Raw genomic sequence first — 19,671 nt, forward strand, 5'->3', positions numbered from 1 at the left:
AAAAAAGCTTAAAAAAGCATGTTTTTCAGATCGGCGGATAGCTATGGATAGGTATAATAATATATGCGTTTATTGCTCATAGACTTGACATTGTCTACCGCACTTAAGCAACTATACTTCCCGGTTCGGAAACAATTTAAATAGTAATACAAAAGTATGCGTAGATTGTTTTAGATCGGCCTGATATGCTATTGTTGCTTGATGCGATTGCATGATACGCTGAACGATACGTAACCCTAGGCCCGATCCTGTTGTTTCACTTGCGTTTTCACCGCGGCTGAATGCATCAAAAATTCGTTTTTGGTCGATTGTACTCAAGGCCGGGCCAGTATTGCTGACAAGCACTTTAAGTTCCCACGTTGATTCTACAATCATTACTTTTACCTCCTTGGTATCGGAATAAAGCGCGGCATTTTTAAATAAATTCACAAAAGCGATTTCAATCAATTGAGCAGAACAGAAAATACTCAGTTTGGGATCTTCGATTCCGCCAATTGAAAAATCCAGTTGTAGGTCGGGGAATACCTTGGCTACCTTTTCATAAGCCGTAAAGATAATTTCATCAATTCTTTCCTCCGCATAAGTCATTTTCAAACGCTCGGAGTCGAATTTTGAAAGTAACATCAACGAATCGGTTACCTCCGAAAGATGTAAGGTTTCTTTGGATATATTACGCAATACCTGCCTTACTTCTTCGCTCAACTGATTCTGATGATAAAGGTTCTCCAGCTGGAAGGACATTCGGGCAAGCGGTGTTCGCAATTCATGAGAGGCGCTGGAATTAAATTCTTTCTGCGATTCGAAAGCAGCCGAAAGCCGTAGCAGCATGGTGTTAAATGCTCGGGTTAGTACAGCAATCTCATCTGTTTTACCGGTATACTCGACAGGTTTGGTCAGTTTGCTGGCATTGATCTGGGTGATATTATCTTTTAATTTATCGAGTGGGATCAATAAACGTTGGATAAGGTTATAACTGAATATCCAGACCAGCACAGCGCTCAGTACAAATAATATGGTTAGGACGAGCGCCAGATGATCCATTTTTTCATTCCCGGAGTAATCCTGTGCTTTTACGATAATATAATAAGGTAAACCGTTGATGCGGTAATATTTGGCCAAGGTTTCGTATTGATCCTGATAGTAGAAAATCTGTTTTTCCTGATTTAGCCGATTGACAATCGAGGCATTCCAGGTAATGGTCTGATCCTTTACGGTGCTGAAGACCAGTTGTTTGTTTTTGTCAAGGATGATCACATCTTCATAGAAGAGGCCATCTTCGTCATCGTGGAAATAGTTTTTGTAAGACTGACGGTTGAAATAAGGATTACTGGCGATGTAATGGGAGATATTATCCAATTTATCAATCAGTCGCTGGCGAAATTGATCTTTCCGAAAATCGAAACTAGCATAGTAGATAATCAACATCGCCATACCGAAAAGGACGGAGAATGCAATGCTAAAGCTAATCGCTATCTTCTTTTTTAAATTCATTTTTCTGCCGATAGGTAATAACCAAATCCAGGTCTTGTATGGATTAGTTTATTTTCAAAGTTTTTATCAATTTTCTTTCGTAAAAAGTTGATGTAAACTTCAATTGTATTCTGTGTTGTTTGAAATTGGTTTTGCCATACTTCCTCCGAAATATGTTGCTTGGATAAGGTGCGGCCCTTTGCCTGCGCTAAGATAAGCAGCAGTTGAAATTCTTTTTGAGTAAGATTAATTTCTTCATTTGCACGTAGTACACGGGCCTCATCAGGATAAATGATCAGATCATCGACTACCCATGTTTTTGTTTCATTGCTTTCGCTATGTTGTTGTCGACGCAGCAATGAATAGATCCGCATCAGTAACTCATCTAAAACAAAAGGTTTGACCAAATAGTCATCCGCGGCCCGGAGAAATGCCTCCTTTTTATCATCTATATCGTCGTATGCTGAGAGAATAATAATTGGGGTAAAGGCGTCATGGCTTCTTATCTTTTTACAGATCTCCAGTCCATTGATTTTGGGCACGTTGATATCCAATAGATAAAAACCATATTTTTTCTGGTGCGTTTTGGCCAAAAACTCAATACCGTCAAAGGCTTGATCACAGGTAAAACCCTGGCTTAACAGAAAAGAGCGAATCTCCTTAGAGAGTACCTTGTCGTCTTCGAGCAGCAAAATGTCCACCATATGTATATCTGTTGTGTTTTCGTAAAAATAAACAAATTTTTGTCATCCTATCATGGAGATATTTTCTTAGCGCTTAATTTGGTAACATAAGATTTACATGAAGAAATATGAAACAAAAAGAAATATAAGTAGATTCAAATCGAAATTATAAATAAGTATTATGGAAAGCAGAAGAGAATTCCTCCGAAAGACCCTACTATTTTCGGGAGCAGCAGGTATTGCCAGCTTTATGCCCGCATCGATCCAGAAAGCCTTTGCGATAGACCCTGCCCCAGGAAGCAGTTTTTTAGATGCCGAGCATATTGTCATCCTGATGCAGGAGAACCGCTCCTTTGACCATACGCTAGGTAGTCTTTCGGGAGTTCGGGGGTTTAATGATCCCCGTTCGATACGTTTACCAAACGGTTTACCCGTCTGGTATCAAACGGATAAAGCGGGAAAAACTTATGCTCCTTTTCGATTAAATCTGAAAGAAAGTAAAGTGACCTGGATGGGTTCGCTTCCACATAGTCGAGCAAGCCAGGTGGATGCCTTTAACCAAGGACGTTACGATCATTGGCTGTTATCGAAGCAATCAGGGAATAAACAATATGCGGCGATGCCACTGACATTGGGATACTTTACACGGGAAGATCTACCTTTTCATTATGCCTTAGCGGATGCTTTTACAGTATGTGACCAGAATTTTTGCTCGGGCATGACAAGCACGACGCCTAACCGTTCCTTTTTCTGGACGGGTAAGATTACAGAGATGAAAGATGGTCTGCAAAAAGTGAATATTCGGAACGATGACTTTGGCTATGGTAAAATGACCTGGGCAACTTTTCCGGAATTGCTTGAAAAGAACGGCATTAACTGGCGTTTCTATCAAAATGAGACCAGCTGTGGCGGAGGTTTTTCTGGACAGGAAAGAGCATGGTTATCCAATTTTGGGTGTAATCTACTGGAGTTTTTTCAGGCTTATCAAGTTAAATTTAAGGAGAACTATATCAGAAGCCTGGAAACACAGGTTCGGGATTTGCCCATGCAGATTTCTAAGTTGGAAGAGAAGTCACCTTCTTCCGAGGAACAAGCAGAAAAGATACGCGCTGATATTCGCAAAAAAAGTGAAGCACTGGAGCGAGCTGAGACCGAACTAAAGGAATTCAATGCAAACAATTATAACAAGCTAAGTGATTTTACGAAATCATTAAATGAGCGGGCGTTTACGGTAAACAAGGGGGATAAAAATTACAGATCGCTTGATACCTTACGTTTTAAGACACAGGGAAAAAAAAGCACGCTGGAAGTCCCTAAAGGAGATATTCTTTATCAATTCCGTAAAGACGTTGATACCGGGAAACTGCCTGCCGTATCCTGGTTGGCCGGTCCGCAGAATTTTTCGGACCACCCGAGTGCGCCCTGGTATGGAGCTTGGTATGTATCTGAAGTCTTAGATATCTTAACGAAGAACCCCGAAGTTTGGAAAAAAACAATTTTTATCATTACCTATGATGAAAACGATGGTTACTACGACCATGTTAAACCTTTTCTGGTGCCAGATTTAAAGAAGAAAGATACAGGTGCATGTTCTCCAGGGATCGATACGGAGGTGGAGATGGTTCGTTTAGAAAATGAGCTAAAACAGGGGATTCCTAAAAAACAGGCACGCGAAGGGGCTGTGGGCCTAGGTTTTCGTGTTCCCATGTATATTGCGTCGCCTTGGTCGCGCGGTGGTAAGGTCTGCTCTCAGGTATTTGATCATACCTCTACTTTGCAATTTTTGGAATCTTTCTTTAATAAAAAGCTGAACAAGAATCTGCATTTGGAAAACATCAGTGCATGGCGTAGAACAATCTGTGGTGATTTAACAAGCGCCTTTACACCTTTTACGCAGCAAAAGGAACAACTTCCTTTTCTTGATCGGAATCAATATATCGAAACGATATACAATGCGCAGTTCAAAGATGATCCACAAGGCTTTGTTGAGGTCAAAGATCCTGATCTAGCAACTAAAAACGGATGGATTCCGGGATTTGACCGAATACAGGAGCGGGGGATTCGTAAATCCCTGCAATTGCCTTATGCGCATGATGCGGTGGGCTATGTGAAAGATGGACAGTTTCATCTGGCGATGACTGTAGACAACAAGTTTTTCGGAAAAAAGACTTCCGGTACAGCTTTCAACGTGTATAGTCCGTTGGAATATCGTGATGAACAGGGGCAAAGTGAAACCTACCGCAATTGGAATTTTGCGGTGAAGGCCGGTGATCGTTTGACATATCAGTGGGACCTGGCACGATTTGCAGGAGACCGCTATGCTTTTGAATTACATGGTCCAAATGGTTTTTATCGAAAATTTTCTGGACAGAAAGGAGCTGTGGCGCTAGCGGCAACCGTTTCTCCGGAGCTCAAAGCGCTGACTCAGGCGGCAACAGGAAAATTGCAATTGAAACTCGGGAACAATAGCGACCAGCGGGTAACCGTAGTTGTCGAGAGCCTTAGCTATGGAAAATATGCCGTAACGAAAGAAATCGCTCCCGCCGAAGAAGTGCCATTGATCCTCGATGTTGAAAGGCAAGGGAATTGGTATGATATTGCTGTACGACTCAAGGAAGACAGCAGCTTCCTCATTCAGCTCGCAGGGCGATTGGAAACAGGTGTCGAGTGTACAACTGATCCATTATTAGCATAACCTATACTTGTTTCCGCAGGAATGGCGGCCAATTCTTTTTGACTGGTCTACCTGCTGTTGCTCTATCGGTCTAACAATCGTATCCGGTTGACCTTATTTACAGGCGGACAAATAAGGCCTCCGGATGGTGTTTTTCTATATAACGACGAAGATATAATTCCGTATCAGAACTTATGGTGCGGTCTTTATGAACGGGGAACGTGTTGTAAACCAGGGTGTGTAGGTTGATCTTGCGCTTGGCGATAGCTTCCAGACTTAGTAAGGTATGATTGATACTCCCTAATTTTCCGGATGTGACAAAAATAAGAGGATATTGCATTTCTTGGATGTAATCAATAATCAGATAATCTTCTTTTAATGGAACCATCAATCCACCTGCGCCCTCAATAAGCACAGCACCGTAGCGATGGCTTAATGTCAAGCTTGCCTGTCTGATCTTGGTAAAATCAATTTCACGATTATCTAGGCGCGCTGCCAGATGCGGGGAGGCCGGGTAGGTGAAAATCTCCGGCATGGTGATTTTTTGATGATCTTCCACCGTTAATGGGATTTCCATGAGTTGGCGATGCAGGACGATATCTTCGGAAATAGCTGTATTTCCAGTTTGTACCAGCTTTTGAGTAATGGTGCGTATACCACTTGTATTCCATTGTTTCGCGAGGAGGCCAGTAGCATAACTTTTTCCGATCCCGGTGTCTATGCCGGAAACAAAATAGATATTTTCATTCATTGCTATGTTTCTTTTGTTGGTTGTCCGATTGTTGGTGATTGGCGTGTTCAGCTGATGTTTTTTTTGCAATAATATAGATGGGATGGTAGGTTAGCGATACGCCTTTTTCTGTCCCGTAACGAGCAGTATACTGGTCGCAGAAAGCCCGGAGCGTGCCTTTTGTCCACCGGTGATTTTTTATTCCCGTCACTCCCGTTTGCTTCAGGTGGAGCAGAACTTGTAAAGGGCTTTCAAAGTATAGTTGTAAATGTTCTTCTTGTGCAACGAGGATCGTATAATTCAATGTTAAAAGTTCGGCGATAAGTTCGGATTTAGATCGATAGCTTAGTCCAACATCTGCAGTAGCATTGATCTCGTGCATATTGTCATGACCAAAAGTACTGAAGGCAAGGATACCCGAGTTCGGTAGCGATACATAACAGTTCTCAAAGAAAGCGCGGGGATTGTTGAACCACTGAATCGTAGAGCAGGAAGCGATTAGATTGATATCTTTGGGAAAAGCATAGGTTTCTGCATCAGCACAGCAGAACGTGTGCGGCGAGGTCAAAATATCCATTACTTCGGGCATCATTGCTGGACAGATATCATTTAAAACCATTTTTTGAGGTTTGAGATGCTGTAGCATCAACCGCGAAAAAAGTCCTGTGCCGCAGCCAATTTCCAATACTTTTTGCGGTCTGAGCGGTATGTACTCCTGCATTAAGCTGATCATTTTTTTTGCTATTTCGTACTGAGCAGTCGCTGCCGACTGATAGTTCGGCGCAGCTTTAGAAAAACGGGCCATAATCCTTTGTTTGTCCATCATGATGATCATTTTAAAAGGTGCTTAAATAATTGTTCGGGATAATGCGTAGCGTCAATTATCGTATATGCGGTATCGGACCAGGCACGTTTTTGATTTTCTACGTGGAAGATTCGGTCTTCTTTACCGATATATGCCTGATGCCATTGAAATGCTGTTGCTGATTTTGTACTTGCGGTTTTTTCAATGGCGATGAGCTCAGAACGGAGGTCTTCGATGTCCCGTTGGGGGGCTCTCTCAAGAAAGCAGTTAAAAAGGTCCTTGGAACCACACATGCGGAATCTGAATTTTTCCAGTGTTTTATCGCTCAGTGTATCCAATGTTCCTTTGAATAACTGGGCTGGAATTCCTTTTTCGTCATCTATTGGAAATGGTGTTCCATTGATTGCGGTACACGTACTGATGGGGTAATTGCTGTTTTGGAGCTCGGGCAGTACCGTTGCTGCTGCCCATACCCCCATAGACCAGGCGAAAACCTCAATTTCCCGGTATCCTGCGAGCAGACGTTCGTCCAACAGTAAATCCGTATAGCTATAGGCAACAATAAGATCTTTGCCCACAGGAGAGTAGTGCAAAAAAGGCTGTTCATCCATGCCCCAGCCTGCAAAAAATAAAAGCAGTTTTTCGTTGGATTTTGGGTGAAGATACTGCCTTGGGAAATTATCGGCTGAAGTGACCCGTTTAGGGGAGATTCTTTTAAGTATCATAAGCTTGCTGCGAGTTGTTTGATCATGGCCGAGGTCATTGTTGCTGTTAATGAAAGCCGGATTCTTGAAGTTCCTTCTGGTACTGTCGGCGGACGTATGGGAAGTACGTAGAATCCCTTTCGCTGCAGGTCTTCTGCTTTCAGTATCGTTTCCTTATTATCACCGATAATGACTGGTAGAATATGGCTCTCTGACGGACAATTAAAGCCTTTGGCAATTATTTCCTGTTTAAGCAATAGGCTATTTTTGTGCAGCTGTTGGCGCCGGTCAGTGAAGTCGCTTAAGCGTTCCAGAATAAACGCGGTCCATAAAAGGTTGATCGGTGGTAGCGCGGTTGTAAAAAGTAGCGTACGAGCCTTATTGATCAAATAATTCCGGATGGGTTCTTTACAGAGCAGGTAGCCACCAAGCGATGCTAGCGCTTTTCCGAAGGTGCCTGTCAGGAAATCAATGTCGGTAATACAGTGCTGTTCTTCTGCGCAGCCAAGCCCCCGTATTCCGCGTACCCCTACGGCGTGCGCTTCATCGACATAGAGTAAGGTGTTGGGGTAACGCTGTTTTAGACTGACCAGATAGTGGAGGTCAGTGCAATCACCATCCATACTAAAAATACTTTCTGTGACGATGATGATGCGTGTGAAGCGATGGGCATATTTTGCCAATAATTGCGTTAAGTGGGTGTAATCGGAATGGCGGTACCTGTAGCAGGCCGCATTGGACAGTCGGATGCCATCAATTAGGCTTGCGTGGATACCCTTATCGGCGAGAATTAGTGTCTGTGTATCACACACTGCAGGAAGTATGCCTACATTCATATGATAGCCACTGTTAAAGACCAATGCACTCTCCGTGCCAAACATACGGCACAGCGTTGTTTCCAATTGCATATAGCCTGCATGGTTTCCTGTGAGTAGACGTGAAGAGGAAGCACTGAATACAGCATTATCCTTTGTCACCGAGTTTAGAAATTCTTGACGAAGTATCTGATCTGTTGCCAGGCCAAGATAATCGTTAGAAGAGAGGTTGTGATGCGCGTTAACATACTCCTGTTCTGCTTTACCCTGCTGTGTGATAAGGGGGAGTTTTCGTATATTCCCTTGTTTTTCAAGGGTAAATAATTCGTCTTCAATGCGCTGGATTAAACTGTTTTCACTCATTGGATTGTGCTGATTACGGCTAGTAATGCCTGTGTTAACTTGTGTAGCTCACCTTCGTTTATGATAAAAGGGGGCATGATATAAATCAGTTTTCCGAATGGCCTAACCCAAATTCCTTCTTCGATAAACCGCTGTTGTATGCGGGATAGATCGACGGATTTTTTCATCTCGATAACTGCAATTGCACCTAAAATTCTGAGCTCCTCAACTTGGGGCAGCATTGTAGCAGCGCTAAGTTCCCGTCTTAATTGTTGCTCGATTAATGTTACTTTCGCTTTCCAGTCCGTTGCCAACAGTAATTTGATAGAAGCGTGGGCTACAGCGCAAGCCAAGGGGTTGGCCATAAAAGTTGGCCCATGCATAAATGTACCCGGTTTACCGTTGGAGATTGTAGTTGCAACCTGATCTGAAGTGATCACGGCTGATAGCGTCATATAACCTCCGGTCAGAGCCTTACCGATACACATGATATCGGGCACTATTCCGGCATGCTCCCAGGCAAAGAGCTTTCCCGTGCGTCCAAATCCGGTAGCAATTTCATCAAAGATTAATAGCAGTTGATTTTCTTTGCAAAGATGTGCTGCCTGACGCAAGTACTCCGGATGATAAAAACGCATACCACCGGCTCCCTGAACGATAGGTTCGAGGATGAGAGCGGCCAGTTCGTCCTTATGCGAGCAGATCAGGTCTGCTAAGGGTTGAATGTCATTGGCATCCCATTTTTGGTTAAACCCTATTTTTGGGGCAGGGGCAAAATAGCGTTTGGGTAAAGCATGGTCAAAGATGCGGTGCATGCCAGTAATGGGATCACAGACCGACATCGCGTTCCAGGTATCGCCATGGTATCCCGAACGAATCGTGACAAAGTTTGTTTTATTGGTCTTTTTTTGTGATACCCAGTATTGAGTAGCCATTTTAAGCGCAACTTCCACTGCAACAGAACCCGAATCGGCATAAAATATTTTGTTGAGTGAAGCAGGGGTGATATCAAGCAGTATTTTACCGAGGGCAATTGCTGGTTCGTGTGTAAGTCCGCCAAACATCATGTGTGACATGCTGCTGAGCTGTGCTGTGACCGAAGCGTTCAGGACGGGATGATTGTAGCCATGGATGGCGCACCACCAAGAGGACATACCATCGATAAGCTGCTGCCCATTTTCCAACTCGATTATACAGCCATCTGCCCGTTTAACCTTGTAGGCAGGTAAGGGATTAGTCATGGTTGTATACGGATGCCATAAATGCGCTCTGTCAAAATCATCGATAAGGTCGTGTTGGTTGATTTCTTTTCCTTCCATTATGGTTTGCTGCATAGGGTTTGTTATTTGTCTTGCTGTTTAGCGATGTTACGCTGGATTTTATGTTCTGGTCTTGACCATCTTGGTCTTTCACCAAGATCATGGTAATGCGCCATCTCCGTTGCGATGGTTTCGGGTTGATTTTTTTTCTCGAAAGGCTGCTGTGCCACTAACCCCAGTGTTTTAAACATATCCATATCTTCGTTGATAGCGGGATTGGGCGTGGTGAGGAGTTTATCGCCCGAGAAAATCGAATTGGCTCCTGCGAAAAAGCATAAAGCTTGTCCCTCTGTACTCATGTTGGTACGCCCTGCAGAAAGGCGAACCTGTGTGGTGGGTAATAAAATTCGGGCTGTAGCGACCATGCGTACCATTTCCCATATCGAAACTGCTTCCATGACCTCCATTGGAGTACCGGGTACAGGAACGAGTGCATTGATCGGTACCGATTCGGGTTGTGGAATGAGCGAAGCAAGCGTGACCAACATCGCTGCACGGTCGGCGATACTTTCTCCCATCCCAATAATACCACCGCTACATACCGTTATGTTGGTTTTACGTACATTTTCGATCGTTTGCAGGCGATCATCATAGCTTCTGGTCGAGATAATTTCCTTATAGTAGTCGGCAGAGGAGTCGAGGTTGTGGTTGTAGGCGTATAGTCCGGCTTCTGAAAGACGATGTGCCTGGTTTTCGGTCAGCATACCTAGTGTGCAGCAGACTTCCATGTCAAGTCTATTCAATGTGCGGACCATCTCCAGTACATGATCAAACTCAGGGCCATCTTTAACATTACGCCAGGCGGCCCCCATACAGATTCGTGAGCTACCGCCAGCTTTGGCCGCCAGTGCCTGCTCCTTTACCTGCTCTAGGCTCATTAGGCCTTCCGCTTTTACATTCGTATGGTAACGTGCGGCCTGTGGACAATAGGCACAGTCTTCGGGACAGCCACCTGTTTTTATTGAGATCAATGTGGACACTTGTACTTTGTTGGGGTCGTGATATTTCCGATGTATCGATGCCGCTTCATAAAGAAGATCCATTATTGGTTTGTTGTATAAAGCAACAACTTCTTCCTGCGTCCATTGTGGTTTTGTTTCCATATTATTGCTAATTTTTATGCTAAAGTCAGGTCTATTTTGCTTAATGACCATTGAGATTGAGTATTCAACGCGATTATTTTTTCTTGATGATTGCAAAGATTATAGTTTAAATGATAACTTTGGTAGTCCGAAATAAACATAATGAGTAGTCCGGTTAGTATAGGTTTTCATTCCATTATTAAGATAGATCGCCGTAAGGAAGATGCCATCTATCTGCAGATTGTTTATCAATTTATCAATGCCGTCAAACGTAATCTATTGGAAGATGGCGATCTGTTGCCGGGAAGTCGGAAGATTGCTGATGAACTAAATGTGCACCGAAAAACCATTGTAGCTGCTTTAGCGGAATTGCAGGAACAGGGCTGGGTGAAAATTTTACCTAATCGCGGAACTTTTGTGAAAAATCCCGAGCGTATCGGTACCTCCAGGTCTGCAGTTAAGGCATTTAGACAGCCGCCTGATTTTGCACCTTACTTTTTTAGAAAGGAACTCATCTTAGATATGCCCATTTCAGAGGTTCCCGAAAGGTACTATTTTACGGATGGAACACCGGATTATAATGTCATTGGAACGGAGGAACTGGTGCGTTTTTATGCATCCATGGTGAAACGGAAAAAGAAAAGTGATGATTTTCCGACGACGACTGAAGGGAATTTGTTTTTTAGGGACCAGTTAAGCTATTATCTGAATTTAACAAGAGGGTTTCATCTTTCCCGGAATTTCTTGTTGCCTATTGCCAGCCGCGAGCAGATTTTTTCAATTTTATCCCGATTATTGATCCGACCAGGTGATATTGTGCTGGTGGAAAATTTAAGTTATTTTTTACCTAACATGATCTTTAGTCAAGCTGGGGCCAAGCTAAAAACCATTCCAGTAGATGCGGAGGGGATGAATGTAGATAAAATCGGAGATCAATTTAAACCCGGAGAAATCAGATGTGTTTACCTCAATACCAGATGTCAGTATCCAACGACGGTTAACCTTTCCGAGCGGAGGAAAATTCAATTATTAGCGTTGGCCGAGCAGTATAACTTTATCATTATTGAGGATGATGTGGATTTTGAGTCTTCTTTTTTTAAGGAGAAAGGCGAATCACTTTTTCGGAAAAATGGCGGTAACCGCGTGATTTATACAGGTGCTTTCGGTAGTTTCTTTGATCCTGGTTTCCAAATGAACTTTTTGATCGCACCACAGGATCTGTTGGATGAAGGTAAAAAGTATTTGAATATCTTCGGAAAACCGAATTTTATGATCGAGAAAACCTTGGGTGAAATTATCCATCAGGGTGATATCTTTCGGTATCAGCGTAAATTTCAGAAAACAATTGCTGAGCGAAAAGAATTGTTTGCCCAATTGCTGTTACGGCATTTTGAAGATCAGATCCGGTTTGAAATCCCGTCCTCGGGAATGGCTTTTTGGATACAGTTTAATCGGGTTGTTTCGCTGACAGCCTTGCAAGAAAAAGTGCGGTTGCTAGGACTCTTGTTGCCGAGTAATTGCCTTTATCAAAATAAAACCGTTACAGCATTGCGGTTGGGGTTTGCCCATCTTGACGAACAAAGTATGGTGACGGCAATTTCTTTGTTGCGTGCTGCTTATGCCGATTTGGTCGGAAATATCGACTAGTTGCTTTGCAGTATATGGGTCAATTTGTTTTTGGCTTCTTGAGGAGACCCACAGCAATCCACAAAGTATGTGTGCTGCCATTGTTTGCTTTTGGTAGCCTGTTTGTTCGTTGGGATGCTCCAATCTGGATAAATTCGGAATCCGCGTTTACCCTCTTGACAACCTGCTGTGAGGATTTCATGTTCAATGAGCGCCTGTTTTGGAAAAACAAATAAGCCGCAATGCTGGTCTTGCTCAACTAAAATAAGGTAATAATCGAAAGGATCATCTGCAGTAAAGGGGATGGTTTGACCACCGCTGTCACGTTTCCAAAGAGCAACGAATAACCCCACTTTTCTTGGTGTTATCTTAGCCTTCCTAAATTTGAAGTTTTTGTTGCCCAGTTGAAAATTAAAACCATAATAGGCTCTACCTGGTTGATCTTCCGATAGGAGCGAGCAATGGGGCATAAATATACTTTCGAGCTGATCTAGTACTTTCCTAATCATCTGGTCAGCGATCTGTGGGGCTGCCTGATGGTTAAGATTCATGTTGAGGGATATAGATTAACTGAACAACACCCGATTTGAATGTGACGCTTTGGACAAGTTTTAGGGATAGTCGTTCAGGTAAGTTTTCGAATAAAGGCTTGCCACTTCCCAGGGCAATGGGGTGAACGGAAATGCGATAGACGTCAACAAGGTTGGCTTGGATGAATGTTGTGATTAGACGTGCTCCCCCATATAGCCAAATATCTTTTCCGGGCTGCGCTTTTATTTCCTGAACATGTTCAGTGATATCAGTTTGGATGAAAGTAGCGTTTTCATCTTGTCTTGCTTGACTGGAAAAAACATATTTTTTCTTCGCATGGACATTTTTCCAAAGATTTATTTCCGTTTCATCGGCCGTAGCACCCGGTTGGAAATTACCCCAGGCATCATAGCTCACCCGGCCATAAAAGATGGTATCGACCGAAGCCAAAAAGCCATCGAAATCCATGTCATCATCCATAATGCACCAGTCAACCTCTCCCTGTGAGCCTTCAATAAAGCCATCTAGGGTCATGGCCAGATCCAATATTATTTTTCTCATGTGTGTTATTTGCTTTAAACCTGTTACTTGCGTTCCCGTAATAATAGAAGCTGGGTTAGCTCAACGGCGGATTGTCAGGATAACATAAAGATAGAGAAATAATAAGGTTTGGCCAAATTGCCGAACAACGGAGCAAAGAAAAAGCCCAGCAAAGAATGTCTGGGCTTTGAGATTATATAAGGGGAATAATACTTGCTAAAAAAGTGAAGACCTAGTCTTCATCGGTGATAATATCATCACCATCTAATTCGAAACCTTCACCAAGGAAGGTATTCTCTAGTTCGAATAAATCTGAATCTTTAATCATTTTACTATTTTTTGATATTCAAAGTTATCACCCTTATTTAAGCTAATCGTCAATATAAAATGAAGTTTGTGTTAAGTGATATCGTTATATTTTTTTGAGTACAACATCTAATTTTTCTGCCTGGATGATCCGACTGAAAAACTCTTTTAAATCAAAATACTCTTCCGGCATAAACAAGGGTTTGTTTAATTGTGTTGCAGATTCGATGATCAGAACATCCGGTGTTGTATTATTGATTTTGAAAATATATCGGGCCGCACGTTCAGGAAGAGCCATACTGATGTTTTTTAACTTTCCTTCCGTTGGATATGCATAGCCTTTTGGCAGTTTGATTTCAATGTAGCACTCTTCTTGGACTAAAGAACCAAAGTCGATCGGATAATTCCGCTCCGTAAGGTTGAAGGGATTCTTGGACATTTTTGTGTCAATATAAGGATTGAATAGAAGTTGTTCATTTTGCAGGGTTGCAAAATTCTTAATCTCAATTTCAAACTCCTCCGTTAGCGGTTTATCAAGGGATTCCCGATTCGATACTTTAAAACTATTGATTTTGATGCGATTGTTTTCTTCATCTATTTTTTCGTAGAATTCTTCTTCAGAATTACTTCCTTGAAGGCGCTCACGCATTTTGGAAGCACCATAACCGTTACGTGAGGTAATCCATTTTCCTTTTAATGCACCATCTTCCGACAGTTCACCGTAGAAGAAGTTACTGTAAGTAGATGCAAGATTTGCCTCGAGCTTTACCCAGTCAGATTCGCCTTCCAGAGGAATTGATCTTCCCTGAAAGTTGACACATTTCATTGGAATATTTCCAAACATCTCATAGGGAGAGGTCGCATCCAGCAGGTAGTAGTTTTCACCTATTTTTACCTGGGCAATGACATGGTTGAACTCTGATATCGCTGGTGCATAGAGCCCTGCATAGCCATTCTCACGTGTCGATAAAATAACAGGGATGGCATCTAGTTTCGCATAACGTAAGGCATTGACCAGTCCAAGGTTAATATCGGCGCTATTGCCTGTTCTTTTTTCGATGGCTTCTTTGATATTTTTTGCGTAGATCGAATGGCGGTTATTCCATTTTATTTGTTTCTGGAAGTAGGTATACAGTCGTACCGCTTTCTCCAGGTCATCTTTTGAATCCTGCAATACCGGTTCAATGAACTCTTTCAATGCCGTTTTTCGCTTTACCTGTCCACCAAAACTTTCGTCCTGTACAAGTTTATCTCTGACATTTTCCCACGTGAGCGAGAAGTCTTTTGTCGGTCCCATTGGAATGCTATACCGACCAAGCTCAAAGAAAATGATTGACCTAAAATTTTTGGAAGAGGTCATGTAATCTTCGGTATGGAAAGCCGGAATATTTTCCATGGTATAGGTGGTTTTATTGCCTAAGACTTCTCCAACTTGAGAATCCAGGCCTGTGTTGTAATTTTCTACCTTCCGGTCACTGACGGCTAATCCCCCCTTTAAATTGGCTTTGTAATGAAAAACTTCGGGAATACGCGTGACGTATTGGCTATAAATTTTTGGGAGATCTTCCTGAAATTCCCAGGCATTTAAGTTAAAAATAAATGGCGATTCTGTGCGGTAGCGGTATTCAATAATTGTACCTTCTTGGACCTGCGGAATGGCCGCTTTCGTTACCGTATAGTTTTCTGAGGCGTTTTCGTTAAAAATATTCGCTTTCGTCATTTCTGTTTCTACAACCTTATCTCCGACGAGGTGATAGGACGCTCCCTTGATGTCCATAAGGACTTCCCGGTCGTTGCCGCTTTTATATAAAGGGATACTGAAATTAGCGTAATTATAAGCTTCCTTATTTAATATTTTAATGCGGACGTGTCTGAAAAATTGAACAACCGGACCTTTGTTTTTATCATAACTTACTTCGGCTGATCCATATTCGCGTAAGACAAAGGCATTTGCTGCTGTATCTATTTTGTCAACAGTAATGGCAAAATCTTCCTTTTTTATTTTACCGAACGAAAAATCTTGCGCTTGTAGGTATACACCACTAAGCAGGAGGAGGCCAGTGAAAAAACTTTTCATAAAAAATGACTGTATGGTTAAGAATTATAACACTAAAGTATGAAATAATTTTAAATCCAAACCCTTATAAATTAAATTGGTTGAAAAGATAAATGGATCGATCAATTGCGATTGCTTATTTGTCCCGATAGCGAGATAAACTTGTGTTGTAATTAGATAGGATGTGCTCAGATCGCATCCTTACAAGGTGAATTCGAAGCTTAACGTGACATAGCGGTAGTCTTCCCCTTTCCATTTTGGTCCCGAAAGTAGAATCTCTTTGGCTTTGGCATCGAGGTAATCATTTGCACTTTGGAGAACGCTGATATTTGTTGGGAGTCCATCTTTATCGATATAGAAGCTTAAACGGACAGTGCCCTCATAGCGGCTTTTAGCTGTTTTTTTCTTGATATAATTGTTGAACGATCTCCAGCCCCAGATAGGTTCGGCACTTTTTGATTTGCGTGAAGACATCGTTGTAACGACGACTTCATCAAGAGAGGCGCCGGAAGGTTGCAGTTTGATCGTCGTATTTTTGCTGCGACGCATATTCAATGCGACAGAATTGTAGCCCAGAGCCATGATGTCGACGAGTGAATCCATTGTGCTGGGTTGGATGGTAGCTTGGCCCTGTGCGTCGGTATTTGTCGCAAACTTGCTATTGGGTTGAATGATTGTCACTCCCGAAATAGGTAAGCCTGTCTCTTTGTCCCGAATTGTAAGTTGTAGCGGGGTACCTTGTTGTTGTGGCATCGCAATACCCGGAGCTCTGCCTGCAAGGGTATTGTTTAAACTTGATGTTCCACGAATCATAATGGTTTGGGAAGCATCTTTTTTCTTTGCCATTGGTGCATAACCGATAACAATTGTACTGTCTGCAGGTCTTAATCCAAATACAGGGCGATCATTATTGAGACCTTCCTTCATTTCTTCCAATGATTTTACACGCAGGGATGGTTCCCGGGATAAAACGGTTACCTCTTCCAGTGGATGCTGTTCATGAAGCCGCGTTCGGTTATTATCGGCTAATTGTGGCAAATGATCTTGAGGTCCTATTTTTGATGCAATATCATCTGAAGGAATGATAGAATCTGCTGCTGTAACCTTTGTTTTGGGTTTTTCCTGCGTAATACTTACTTCGGCGGTACGCCTCGCTTCGGATGAATTTTTGTCCTGTCGACGGTAAAGGAGGAGACCAATCCCCAATACGATCACTGCCGCTGCGGCGATGGCAAGTCTCTTCCAATCAAAGACCTTTATTTTAGCGGTATTATTTTTCTGAACACGTTGTGCAATTTGGTTGTTGATTGTTGTAAGTACGGTTTTATTCTGATCCATTTCCATACCCATAAGAATATCGGCCAGCATGGGGTCACGCTGTGCCTCACGTTCAAGCGCGTACATCTCCGTAGGAGATAATTCGCCGTTGACGTATTTCTTTAAGTATGCTATGTCGTAATTACTGTTGCTCATTCCAAGCCTCCATGCAATTTTTTAAATTCCGTTTCCCATTCTGTATATAGCTCTTTACTTCGTTCAAGCTATAACCGGTAGATTCGCTAATCTCTTTGTAACATTTTTCCTCTAAGAAGAAGAGTCTGACCGACTGCTGCTGTTTGTCTGGCAACTTTTCCAGACAGCCTTCCATGGCTGTTAGCTGTTCTTCTTTTTCATCATATTGTTCATACTGATGCACGTCTCCTGGAAATTTCACAAATTCATCCAAAGAAATTTGAGATTTGTTCTTTTGAGACCTTAAATACATCAAACAATGGTTCTTGCTTAGTACATAAAGCCATCTTGGGAAGTCCTTGATTTCTTGCTTGTTGACTTTATATATTAATTCTTCAAAGATATTCATGACAGCATCTTTGCTCAATTCGGAATCTTGGAGATACCGTAAACAAACATAGTATACCATCTCGGTATGTCGCTGGTATAGATCCCCCAATACCTGGAGCTCCATGGATTCCTGGTAGTGCAGCAAGAGCTCGTGGTCTTGTGCTGTATCTATTTTTGACGACTTGAATGCGAACATTTTATTGGCTAAAAATATTTTTTTTTTCTGGTTTATGGAAATTTAATATTTGTGGCATCCCTTGGCAAAAATGTAAAGATATGAGAGCAATACTTTTTGTAATAGGCTTGTTGCTATCCTTAGGTGGACATGCCAAGCAGGGATATGAGGTCAGCGGTAAGGTTGTCGATGCGAATACAGGGACTGCCCTTGCGGGCGTACAGGTGAGCAATGTTGCTACAAAAGCGCTGGTGCGGACCGACGATAAGGGAAACTATCGTATTCAAGTCCTTGACGGTAAAAATACCTTGATTTTTAGTTATATCGGATATCTTGAGCAACGGATAGCGGTCAACCATCGGTCAACGATTGATGTGGGCTTGGTGCAACAAAACATTACACTGGATGAAGTTGTGGTGACCGGATCTGAGCGCAGGGCGAAGCGTCAGACGGCGTCGGTGATGAATGTTAATGCAGCTTTGTCAGGGCAAGTATCGGGTCTGTATATTCGAGGGACGGGTTATGTGCCTAATCAGAACCAAGAATCTTATCAAAAAATAAAGGAAAACAAGTTTATCAATCCACGAAAAGAACCTTTATCAACATTTGCGGCCGATGTTGATGCTGCTTCCTATAGTAACGTACGTCGTTTTATCAATTCAGGAACACTACCTGAAAAAGATGCGGTACGGGTTGAAGAGATGATCAATTACTTTCAGTATCAAGTGGCCGGACCTAAGAATGGCGAACCTGTAAATATCGTCACCGAATTGACCAAGGCACCCTGGAATACTACACATCAGCTCATGCGCGTAACATTAAAGGCGAAAGATATACCGACGGCGAATCTTAAAGCTTCCAATCTGGTGTTTTTGATCGATGTGTCGGGATCAATGATGGGACCGGGGCGTCTGCCTTTGGTGAAAGCTTCGCTGAAGATGTTGGTTGATCAACTACGTGCTGTAGACCATGTTGCCATTGTGACCTATGCTGGATCGGCAGGGGTAAAACTGGAGAGTACGCCCGGTGATGAAAAGATGAAAATTAAATCGGCTATTGAGGAGCTGGAAGCCGGTGGAAGTACGGCTGGAGCTGCAGGAATTAAGAAGGCTTACGAAATTGCGAAGCAACAATTTATCAAAGGTGGAAACAACCGGATTATTTTGGCTAGTGACGGCGATTTCAATGTTGGGGAAAGCAGTGACGAATCGATGGAAGAGCTGATTGCCAAAGAAAGTAAATCGGGGGTTTTCCTCACAGTATTGGGGTATGGCATGGGGAATCTGAAGGACAGTAAGATGGAAATCCTTGCAGACAAAGGGCATGGGAATTATGCGTATATCGACAACATTTCTGAAGCACGAAAAGCGATGGTGACCGAATTCGGGGGAACCTTGTTTACCGTTGCGAAAGATGTCAAGATCCAGGTCGAATTTAATCCCAGTTATGTGCAGGCATACCGTTTAGTGGGGTACGAAAACCGCTTGTTGGAAGCTGAAGATTTCAATGACGATCAAAAGATGGGTGGTGATATGGGAGTAGGTCATGTGGTGACAGCCCTATATGAAATTGTACCGGTCGGTGTGGAGTCTGGGATGGTCGGAACGGTAGACCCCTTAAAATATCAACAACAAGCGGATCCGGTAGCTGAGCGGAGAAATGCTGAACTGGCAACCGTGAAATTTCGGTATAAGGAGCCCGAAGGGGAGAAAAGCAAGTTGCAACAAAAGGTGATGGGAACTACTGTTACGGAATTGAATCGCGTGAGTGAAGATTTACAGTTCGCCACTGCGGTAGCGGAACTTGGTCTATTACTTCGTGATTCTGATTTTAAGCAAAAGGCCAATTTTGATCAGCTAATCGCGCGCGCAAAAGCTTCCAAAGGCAAAGATGAGGAAGGTTATCGTGCTGAATTTATCCGTATGGCAGAGAATGCACGGGATTTATCGAGATCGAAAGAATAACTAAAAA

16 protein-coding genes are annotated in these 19,671 nt (G+C 42.7%); 3 read left to right on the forward strand and 13 right to left on the reverse strand.

Features of this window, described 5'->3' with window-relative positions:
- Nucleotides 1–111 precede the first annotated feature (111 nt).
- Together B3P16_RS11180 and B3P16_RS11185 are read right to left on the reverse strand one after the other, a co-directional pair.
- Complete coding sequence (locus tag B3P16_RS11180) at nt 112–1,491, reverse strand: HAMP domain-containing sensor histidine kinase (protein WP_070562859.1); 1,380 nt, start codon at nt 1,489–1,491, stop codon at nt 112–114.
- Entirely contained in the window at nt 1,488–2,174 is a 687-nt protein-coding gene (locus tag B3P16_RS11185; protein ID WP_204990845.1) for a response regulator transcription factor, read from the reverse strand. Before B3P16_RS11185 ends, B3P16_RS11180 begins: the two co-directional genes overlap by 4 nt.
- Nucleotides 2,175–2,334: 160 nt before the next feature.
- On the opposite strand from B3P16_RS11185, the gene B3P16_RS11190 reads away from it, so the two are divergent.
- On the forward strand, nt 2,335–4,848 hold the full coding sequence (locus B3P16_RS11190) for a phosphocholine-specific phospholipase C (protein ID WP_286842981.1): 2,514 nt from the start codon (nt 2,335–2,337) through the stop codon (nt 4,846–4,848).
- A 97-nt stretch (nt 4,849–4,945) separates the two neighbouring features.
- Here B3P16_RS11190 and bioD read toward each other — a convergent pair whose 3' ends face one another.
- The 6 genes from bioD to bioB are packed head-to-tail and all read right to left on the reverse strand — an operon-like array spanning nt 4,946 to nt 10,645.
- Complete coding sequence (gene bioD / locus B3P16_RS11195) at nt 4,946–5,578, reverse strand: dethiobiotin synthase (protein WP_286842985.1); 633 nt, start codon at nt 5,576–5,578, stop codon at nt 4,946–4,948.
- Nucleotides 5,571–6,383, reverse strand: a complete 813-nt coding sequence (gene bioC, locus B3P16_RS11200; RefSeq protein WP_286842988.1) for a malonyl-ACP O-methyltransferase BioC — start codon at nt 6,381–6,383, stop codon at nt 5,571–5,573. The genes bioD and bioC overlap by 8 nt, the downstream gene beginning before the upstream one ends.
- 5 nt (nt 6,384–6,388) lie before the next feature.
- Nucleotides 6,389–7,087: a DUF452 family protein gene (locus tag B3P16_RS11205; RefSeq protein ID WP_286842990.1), complete on the reverse strand. Its 699-nt coding sequence runs from the start codon at nt 7,085–7,087 to the stop codon at nt 6,389–6,391.
- A complete protein-coding gene (locus B3P16_RS11210; RefSeq protein WP_286842991.1) occupies nt 7,084–8,244 on the reverse strand; it encodes an 8-amino-7-oxononanoate synthase in 1,161 nt (386 codons plus the stop codon). The genes B3P16_RS11205 and B3P16_RS11210 overlap by 4 nt, the downstream gene beginning before the upstream one ends.
- The gene (gene bioA, locus B3P16_RS11215) at nt 8,241–9,557 is read right to left on the reverse strand and encodes an adenosylmethionine--8-amino-7-oxononanoate transaminase (protein WP_286842992.1); all 1,317 of its coding nucleotides are present in this window, start codon (nt 9,555–9,557) and stop codon (nt 8,241–8,243) included. Before bioA ends, B3P16_RS11210 begins: the two co-directional genes overlap by 4 nt.
- An 8-nt stretch (nt 9,558–9,565) precedes the next feature.
- The gene (bioB, locus tag B3P16_RS11220) at nt 9,566–10,645 is read right to left on the reverse strand and encodes a biotin synthase BioB (protein WP_286709722.1); all 1,080 of its coding nucleotides are present in this window, start codon (nt 10,643–10,645) and stop codon (nt 9,566–9,568) included.
- A 141-nt stretch (nt 10,646–10,786) separates the two neighbouring features.
- On the opposite strand from bioB, the gene B3P16_RS11225 reads away from it, so the two are divergent.
- The gene (locus tag B3P16_RS11225; RefSeq protein ID WP_286842994.1) at nt 10,787–12,271 is read left to right on the forward strand and encodes a PLP-dependent aminotransferase family protein; all 1,485 of its coding nucleotides are present in this window, start codon (nt 10,787–10,789) and stop codon (nt 12,269–12,271) included.
- Here B3P16_RS11225 and B3P16_RS11230 read toward each other — a convergent pair.
- The 5 genes from B3P16_RS11230 to B3P16_RS11250 form a co-directional block, all read right to left on the reverse strand.
- The gene (locus B3P16_RS11230) at nt 12,268–12,801 is read right to left on the reverse strand and encodes a MepB family protein (RefSeq protein WP_286753162.1); all 534 of its coding nucleotides are present in this window, start codon (nt 12,799–12,801) and stop codon (nt 12,268–12,270) included. The two genes, B3P16_RS11225 and B3P16_RS11230, sit on opposite strands and share 4 nt — an antisense overlap.
- The gene (locus B3P16_RS11235) at nt 12,791–13,342 is read right to left on the reverse strand and encodes a dihydrofolate reductase family protein (protein WP_112375548.1); all 552 of its coding nucleotides are present in this window, start codon (nt 13,340–13,342) and stop codon (nt 12,791–12,793) included. The genes B3P16_RS11230 and B3P16_RS11235 overlap by 11 nt, the downstream gene beginning before the upstream one ends.
- Before the next feature lie 391 nt (nt 13,343–13,733).
- Entirely contained in the window at nt 13,734–15,704 is a 1,971-nt protein-coding gene (locus B3P16_RS11240; RefSeq protein WP_286842996.1) for a DUF3857 domain-containing protein, read from the reverse strand.
- Between the two features lie 180 nt (nt 15,705–15,884).
- Nucleotides 15,885–17,156 carry a TonB family protein gene (locus tag B3P16_RS11245; RefSeq protein ID WP_286842999.1) on the reverse strand — a complete coding sequence of 424 codons (1,272 nt, stop codon included), beginning with the start codon at nt 17,154–17,156 and terminating at the stop codon, nt 15,885–15,887.
- Entirely contained in the window at nt 17,143–17,721 is a 579-nt protein-coding gene (locus tag B3P16_RS11250; RefSeq protein WP_070565798.1) for an RNA polymerase sigma factor, read from the reverse strand. Before B3P16_RS11250 ends, B3P16_RS11245 begins: the two co-directional genes overlap by 14 nt.
- Before the next feature lie 80 nt (nt 17,722–17,801).
- Between B3P16_RS11250 and B3P16_RS11255 the strand changes: the two genes are divergently transcribed.
- Complete coding sequence (locus tag B3P16_RS11255; RefSeq protein WP_286843002.1) at nt 17,802–19,664, forward strand: vWA domain-containing protein; 1,863 nt, start codon at nt 17,802–17,804, stop codon at nt 19,662–19,664.
- Nucleotides 19,665–19,671: the final 7 nt, after the last annotated feature.

Source organism: Sphingobacterium sp. UBA7631 (assembly GCF_002483935.1).
GTDB lineage: Bacteria > Bacteroidota > Bacteroidia > Sphingobacteriales > Sphingobacteriaceae > Sphingobacterium > Sphingobacterium multivorum.

Coding starts and splice junctions, on each gene's coding strand:
- B3P16_RS11180 (WP_070562859.1), bottom strand. CDS start 1,491: ATGAATTTAAAAAAGAAGATAGCGATTAGCTTTAGCATTGCATTCTCC.
- B3P16_RS11185 (WP_204990845.1), bottom strand. CDS start 2,174: ATGGTGGACATTTTGCTGCTCGAAGACGACAAGGTACTCTCTAAGGAG.
- B3P16_RS11190 (WP_286842981.1), top strand. CDS start 2,335: ATGGAAAGCAGAAGAGAATTCCTCCGAAAGACCCTACTATTTTCGGGA.
- bioD (WP_286842985.1), bottom strand. CDS start 5,578: ATGAATGAAAATATCTATTTTGTTTCCGGCATAGACACCGGGATCGGA.
- bioC (WP_286842988.1), bottom strand. CDS start 6,383: ATGATGGACAAACAAAGGATTATGGCCCGTTTTTCTAAAGCTGCGCCG.
- B3P16_RS11205 (WP_286842990.1), bottom strand. CDS start 7,087: ATGATACTTAAAAGAATCTCCCCTAAACGGGTCACTTCAGCCGATAAT.
- B3P16_RS11210 (WP_286842991.1), bottom strand. CDS start 8,244: ATGAGTGAAAACAGTTTAATCCAGCGCATTGAAGACGAATTATTTACC.
- bioA (WP_286842992.1), bottom strand. CDS start 9,557: ATGCAGCAAACCATAATGGAAGGAAAAGAAATCAACCAACACGACCTT.
- bioB (WP_286709722.1), bottom strand. CDS start 10,645: ATGGAAACAAAACCACAATGGACGCAGGAAGAAGTTGTTGCTTTATAC.
- B3P16_RS11225 (WP_286842994.1), top strand. CDS start 10,787: ATGAGTAGTCCGGTTAGTATAGGTTTTCATTCCATTATTAAGATAGAT.
- B3P16_RS11230 (WP_286753162.1), bottom strand. CDS start 12,801: ATGAATCTTAACCATCAGGCAGCCCCACAGATCGCTGACCAGATGATT.
- B3P16_RS11235 (WP_112375548.1), bottom strand. CDS start 13,342: ATGAGAAAAATAATATTGGATCTGGCCATGACCCTAGATGGCTTTATT.
- B3P16_RS11240 (WP_286842996.1), bottom strand. CDS start 15,704: ATGAAAAGTTTTTTCACTGGCCTCCTCCTGCTTAGTGGTGTATACCTA.
- B3P16_RS11245 (WP_286842999.1), bottom strand. CDS start 17,156: ATGAGCAACAGTAATTACGACATAGCATACTTAAAGAAATACGTCAAC.
- B3P16_RS11250 (WP_070565798.1), bottom strand. CDS start 17,721: ATGTTCGCATTCAAGTCGTCAAAAATAGATACAGCACAAGACCACGAG.
- B3P16_RS11255 (WP_286843002.1), top strand. CDS start 17,802: ATGAGAGCAATACTTTTTGTAATAGGCTTGTTGCTATCCTTAGGTGGA.